Origin of the sequence: Streptomyces hainanensis (genome assembly GCF_004348415.1) — a bacterium.
Lineage (GTDB): Bacteria > Actinomycetota > Actinomycetes > Streptomycetales > Streptomycetaceae > Streptomyces > Streptomyces hainanensis.
The window spans coordinates 1-5,684 of record NZ_SMKI01000479.1 but is presented as its reverse complement, the minus strand read 5'-3'; the positions used below and the strand labels follow the sequence as shown (position 1 = coordinate 5,684).

Here is a 5,684-nt window from a genome sequence, read left to right as displayed (position 1 = left end):
GGGCTACCAGTTGGTGACCTGGACCGGGGAGGGCGGCGCGGTCGCGCACCCCTGGTGCGTGTTCGACACCGAGATCACGGCGCGCTGGCTGCCCGGGAGCCGCCGGGTGCTGGTCCGTCAGGAGCGGCACGGCCGCGGCCTGCTGACCGTCGTCGAGCTGGCGTCGCGGGGCCGGGTACGGCTGCCGGTGCCGGAAGGCACCGTGCTGGACGCGGCGGCCGACGGGCACGGCACCGTGCGCTGTCTGTGGACGGACACCCGCACCCCCGCCCGGATCCTGACGCTCGGCCCGTCGGCCCGCCGGCTGCCGCCCGGCCCGCCGGAGCCGCCGCCGATGGACGCCGAGGTGCGGGACCTGTGGACGGAGGGGCCCGACGGCCCGGTGCACACACTGCTCACCTCGCCCGCCGGCCGGCCCGGCCCCCGGCCCGTGGTGTTCCTGGTGCACGGCGGCCCGGCCGCGCACGACCAGGACGCCTACGACCCGACGGTGCACTCGCTGGTCGCCTCGGGCCTCGTGGTGGCCCGCGTCAACTACCGCGGCTCCACGGGCTACGGGCCCCGCTGGCGCGCGGCGTGGCGGGACGGCGTGGGGCTCACCCAGATCGCGGACCTGGCCGCGGTCCGGGCCGACCTGGTGCGCCGCGGCGTGGCCGACCCGGACGCCGTCTCGTTGTGGGGCACGTCCTGGGGCGGCTACCTGGTGCTGCTCGCGCTGGGCCGGCAGCCCGCGCTGTGGCGGGCCGGGGTGGCCGTCAAGCCGCTGGCGGACTACGCCGCGGCGTGGGCGCTCGGCACCCCGGCGCTGCGGGCGCTGGACACCGCCCTGTTCGGCGGCACGCCCGACGAGGTGCCGGAGCGGTACGCCCGCTCCTCCCCCGCGACCTATGTGCGCGCCGTGCGCGCCCCCGTGTTGGTGGTCGCCGCCACCCACGACGCCAAGTGCCCGCCGGAACAGGTCCGGGGCTATCTGGCGGCGCTGCGGGCGGCGGGCGGTTCCGTGTGCCGCGAGGTGTGGCTGGACTCCGGCCACGACGGGCACGACGGCGCCGACCACGTGCGGGTGCTGCGGCACGGTCTCCACTTCCTGGCCCGCGAGTTGCGCGCGGCGCGGACCGGGACGCCCCATCCCCGAGCCCCCGAGAGGAGGTGACTCCCATGGAGAAGGACGTCATCCAGAACGACCCGCTGGAGCACGAGGCCGAAGGCCGCGCACCGTCCGTCACCGTGACCATCACGGTTCCGCTCATGATGCCCGAGGACGAGGACCTCGTCTGACCAACCGCGGCCGGCCCGGCCACGGGCCGGCCGCCCCTGACGGATTCCAGGAGGGAGCAGCCGTGCGGGTGCTTCTGATCAACATGCCGTGGTCCCCCATCGACCTGCCGTCCCTCGCCCTCGGCATCCTCACGCGCAGCGTGAACGAGAAGGTGCCGGGCGCGGAGGCGACGGTGGTGCACGGCAACCTCGACTTCTTCGACTGGCTCACCGCGCGGCCCGGGTTCGCCGACTTCACGGCGGAGGACTACGCCTACTACGCCCTGTCGTCCTACTTCCTGGGGTGCGGGGACTGGGTGTTCTCGGCGGCGCTCTACGAGGATCCGGAGTGGCGGGTCGCGGAGTTCGCGGAGGCGATGCGTCGGCCGCTGAGCCGGGAGCGGTTGGACCGCACGATCGCGCTGCACCGCCTGGCCGGCGAGTTCGTGCGGGAGTTGGCCGAGCGGGTGGTGGCCGAGCGGCCCGACGTCGTCGGCTTCACCTCGACGTTCCAGCAGAACACCGCGGCGCTGGCCGCCGCCCGGATGATCAAGCGGCTGGCCCCCGACACGGTGACCGTGCTGGGCGGCGCCAACTGCGACAGCGCGCAGGGCGAGGCGGTGCACCGCAACTTCCCGTTCGTCGACCACGTGATCCGCGGCGAGGGCGAGGTGGCGTTCCCCGCCCTGCTGAACGCGCTCCGGTCGGGCGGCGACCTGTCCCGCATCCCCGGTCTCTGCTGGCGCGACGAGGGCCGGTCCCACGCGAACCCGATGGCCACCGCGCCGCTGCCGCCCGCCGCGATCGTCTCGCCCGACTACCGGGGCTACCTCGACCGGCTGTCCGCCTCCCGGGCCCGGCACATGATCGAGCCCAAGCTGGTGATCGAGGGGGCGCGCGGCTGCTGGTGGGGCGAGAAGCACCACTGCACGTTCTGCGGCCTGAACGGCTCGTTCATGCAGTTCAGGAGCAAGTCGCCGGACGCCTTCTTCGAGGAGATCGTGGGCATGGCCCGCGAGTACCGGGTCCTGGACATGTACGTGGTCGACAACATCCTCGACATGGGCTACGTCACGACGCTGCTCCCCCGGCTCGTCGCGACCGGCTACGACCTGCGGATGCACGTGGAGATCAAGGCCAACATGCGCCGGGAGCAGCTGCGGACCCTGGCGGACGCCGGCCTGGTGTTCGTCCAGCCGGGGATCGAGAGCCTCAACAGCCGGGTGCTGGGGCTGATGGACAAGGGGGTCAGCGGCTGCCAGAACGTGCGGATGCTGCGTGACGGGGCGAGCACGGGGCTCTCGGTGTCCTGGAACTACCTGTACGGCTTTCCGGAGGAGACCGACGCCGACTACGAGCCGGTGATCGCCCAACTCCCGGCGCTGGAACACCTCAACCCGCCCACCGGTCTGTCGGCGCGGATCGCGATCGAGCGCTTCAGCCCGTACTTCGACCGGCCGGAGCTGGGGTTCGGCGAGCTGCGCGCGGCCCAGCCCTACTGGCTGACGTACGACCTGCCGGAGGCCGAACTGTACGACCTGGCCTACATCTTCGACGCGCCGAGCCGAGGGATCGGGGCGCGGACCGCCCGTCGTCTGAACGAGGCACTGACCGCCTGGATGGACGGGTACGCGACGAGCCGGCTGGTGCAGCACGACCTGGGCGACCGGATCGTGCTGCTGAACCGGCGCCGGTCGTTCGCCTGGACGACGCTGGTCGTCGACGACCCGCTGGAGCTCGCGGCGTTCCGGTTGCTCGAACAGCCGCGTTCGCCGAAGGCGTTGACGCGCCGGCTGGGCGAGCTGTTCCCCGACGCGGACGTCGAGGGGGCGGTGCCGGAGTTGTTGGAGGCGTGGTGTGGGCTGGGCCTGCTGTACGCGGACGCCGGGCAGTACGTGCACGTGGCGCCGGCGCCCGTCAACGACGAGATGCTGCGGCTGGGCTTCATGCGCAACGTCGTCACCGCCCCCGCCGGGCCGGGCGGCGCGGACGCGCCGAGCCCGGATCCGCGCCCGACCGACCGGAAACCGGCCCCGTTGCCGGCCTGAACCGCGAGGAGCGACGAACGTGAGCACTCCGCTGACCGTCCGGGCCTGGCGCGACTACGACGCCGGGTCGCTGGACGCGCCCGGCATGTACCTGGGCGAACACGAACTGACCGGCCGGTCCGACGAGGCCGTCGACCTGTTGTGGGAACTGGGCGCCCGCCGGGTGGAGTTGGCCGGCCGGGTCGACCTGGCGGCGCCGGCCGACGTGGCGGGGACGGTGCGGCTGCTGTGTCTGGTCCGCGACCTGACCGCCCAGGCGATCTACACGCAGTGGCGGCTGCGGCTGCCGGACGGCACGGAGGACTGGCGGCCGTTGGGGCACCTCCAGCCGCCGGCGGTCCTGGAGGGCGTTCCGGACGGCGAGGCCGCGCTGGCCGGCTGGCGTGCGGGGCACTACCTGGGCAAGTGCCAGTGGCGGCGCGGTCCCGGGTTCTTCCAGCTGCGGGACCGGCGGTGGGGCGACCTGCGGCGGTTCACCCTCACCGACGGCGGTTACCGGGCGGCGGTCGAGACGTTGGTGCCTGGCGCCCGGGCCGACGCGGTGCCCGCGCCCGTGCTGGCCGCGTTCGAGGACGAGCGGCTCGTCTGGCGGCTCGGCGACCGGGTCTGCTGGTTGCCCTACGCCACGCGCCGCTGGGCCCAGTCCGCGATGCTGATCTGAGCCGCCCGGGGGTCAGGTCGCCGGGTCGGCGGGGTGCGGTTCCGGCGCGCGGGCCGTGGCGGCGATGCGTTCGAGGCTCGCGGCGTGCCGTCGGAACGCCTCGCGGCCCTGGGCGGTGAGGCGGGCGAGGGTGCGCTGCCCGCGGAGGGACTTCTGTCTGCGGACCTCGACGTACCCCTTGGCGGCGAGGGCGGAGAGCTGCTTGGAGAGCGCCGAGTCGCTGGTGTCGACCGCGTCCCGGACGAAGGCGAAGTCGGCCCAGCTCACCGGCGCGAGCAGCGCGACGATCGACAGTCGCGCCGGAACGTGGAGGAACTCGTCGAAGTCGGCGTCCATCACGCCCACCGGCGGCCGGCGAGGGCCAGGCCGGCCACTCCGGCCACGCAGAGCACGAGGGCGGCGGCCGTGTGCGGGGCCGGGACGCCGCTTGTCCGCGCCGCGGCCGCCAGTCCCCTGAAGGCGGCCACGAGGACTGTCCCGGCGGCGGCGCCCAGTGCCGCCTCGCGCACGGTGAGCGAGCGGCGCACCGGGGAACGGCACAGGTATCCCACCAGCATCGCGGCCAGCAGCCCCACCACCGGCAGCAGCATCGCCCCTCCCCACGGGTTCGGCAGGTCGTAGGAGGCGAGGGGCAGGAAGAGGGCAAGCGCCGACAGCAGGAGCGCGGTGCGGGAGTGGCCGAACCGGAGGTGCGCGGCGCGGGCCTGGTCACCGCGGTGCCGGATGTCGTCCAGTGCGTGTCGTGCGTCGTCGGGGTGCATGGAGCCGTCTCCCTCTCCGGAGCGCCTGGGGTGTTTTCCTATGAGGAAAGTAGCAGGTGTTTTCCTCGCGGGAAAGTCGCATGGAGTCGACCTCCCCCCGTGCGCCGGACGGCCGAGGCGGCGGTCAGGAGGCGATCGGGTCCCCCACGGCTCCCCCGGTCGCGCCGCGGACGGCGCTCGCGACGCGCTCGGCGGCGTCGGCGAACCGCCGGGGGTCGGCGCCCGCCAGGAGGGTGGCGCCGACGTGCTCGTTGAGGACCCGCAGAGCGCCCGCCGCCGCCGCGGCGTGCAGGCGCACCCGGAGGTCGTCGACCGGAAGGGCGAGCCGCCCGGCGACGATCTCCGCCATCTCGCGCTCCAGTTGGTCACAGGCCATGAGCCAGGCCGTCCTGATCGCCGGCTCGTCGTCGGCCAGCCGGATCATCTTCACCGCGAGCACCGCGTCGGCCCGCTCCACGTCCGTGGCCTCCCGGCCGAACCGCTCGCTCTCCGCGGCGAAGTGCTCCTCCAGGGAACGCTCGGGAGGCCAGCCGCGCAGGGCGGCCATCTCCCACTCCACGCCGCGCGCCACGATCGGCTCGGCGCAGCTCTCCTTGCTGCGGAAGTGGCGCCAGATGGTGCGCGTCGACAGGCCCACCGCCTCCGCGATCTGGTCGCCGCTGGTCGCGTCCACGCCCTGCTCCCAGAACAGCCGGGACGCCTCCCGGGAGATCTCCAGCCGCAGCCGACGGCGCCGCTGTTCGCTCATCCCGCCCCTGGCGCGCTTGGACGTCTCCACGCTGGTCACCACCGCCTTCCCTCACGCCGACACACCGAGTGCCATATTGGCAGTAAGTGACGTCGCGTTGCCAGCGTCCGCGGACGCCCCGACACGAGGAGGCTCCGGGAGGAGCCCCTGGTCGGGGCGGCGGCGTCGGGCGGCTAGGCCCTGTCGGGGCGGGGGGCGATCCGGTAGGT

At 74.1% G+C, this 5,684-nt stretch carries 6 protein-coding genes; 3 read left to right on the top strand and 3 right to left on the bottom strand.

Annotated features, from left to right (window positions below; all coding sequences use genetic code 11):
• From E1283_RS30555 to E1283_RS30545, 3 genes are all read left to right on the top strand, one after another.
• On the top strand, positions 1-1,153 hold a 1,153-nt coding region (locus tag E1283_RS30555), incomplete at its 5' end, for an alpha/beta hydrolase family protein (protein ID WP_132821420.1).
• Positions 1,154-1,340: 187 nt separating this feature from the next.
• Positions 1,341-3,305 (top strand): RiPP maturation radical SAM C-methyltransferase, encoded by a 1,965-nt coding sequence (locus E1283_RS30550; protein ID WP_132821419.1) that lies wholly within the window; start codon positions 1,341-1,343, stop codon positions 3,303-3,305.
• A gap of 19 nt (positions 3,306-3,324) precedes the next feature.
• Entirely contained in the window at positions 3,325-3,966 is a 642-nt protein-coding gene (locus E1283_RS30545; RefSeq protein ID WP_132821418.1) for a DUF5825 family protein, read from the top strand.
• 12 nt (positions 3,967-3,978) lie between these two features.
• On the opposite strand, the gene E1283_RS30540 is transcribed toward E1283_RS30545, so the two are convergent.
• From E1283_RS30540 to E1283_RS30530, 3 genes are all read right to left on the bottom strand, one after another.
• Complete coding sequence (locus tag E1283_RS30540) at positions 3,979-4,302, bottom strand: winged helix-turn-helix domain-containing protein (RefSeq protein ID WP_132821417.1); 324 nt, start codon at positions 4,300-4,302, stop codon at positions 3,979-3,981.
• Positions 4,302-4,727 carry a hypothetical protein gene (locus E1283_RS30535; protein ID WP_132821416.1) on the bottom strand — a complete coding sequence of 142 codons (426 nt, stop codon included), beginning with the start codon at positions 4,725-4,727 and terminating at the stop codon, positions 4,302-4,304. Before E1283_RS30535 ends, E1283_RS30540 begins: the two co-directional genes overlap by 1 nt.
• Positions 4,728-4,851: 124 nt before the next feature.
• Positions 4,852-5,514, bottom strand: coding sequence for a TetR/AcrR family transcriptional regulator (locus E1283_RS30530; protein WP_243745216.1), 663 nt, complete (start codon positions 5,512-5,514; stop codon positions 4,852-4,854).
• Positions 5,515-5,684: the final 170 nt, after the last annotated feature.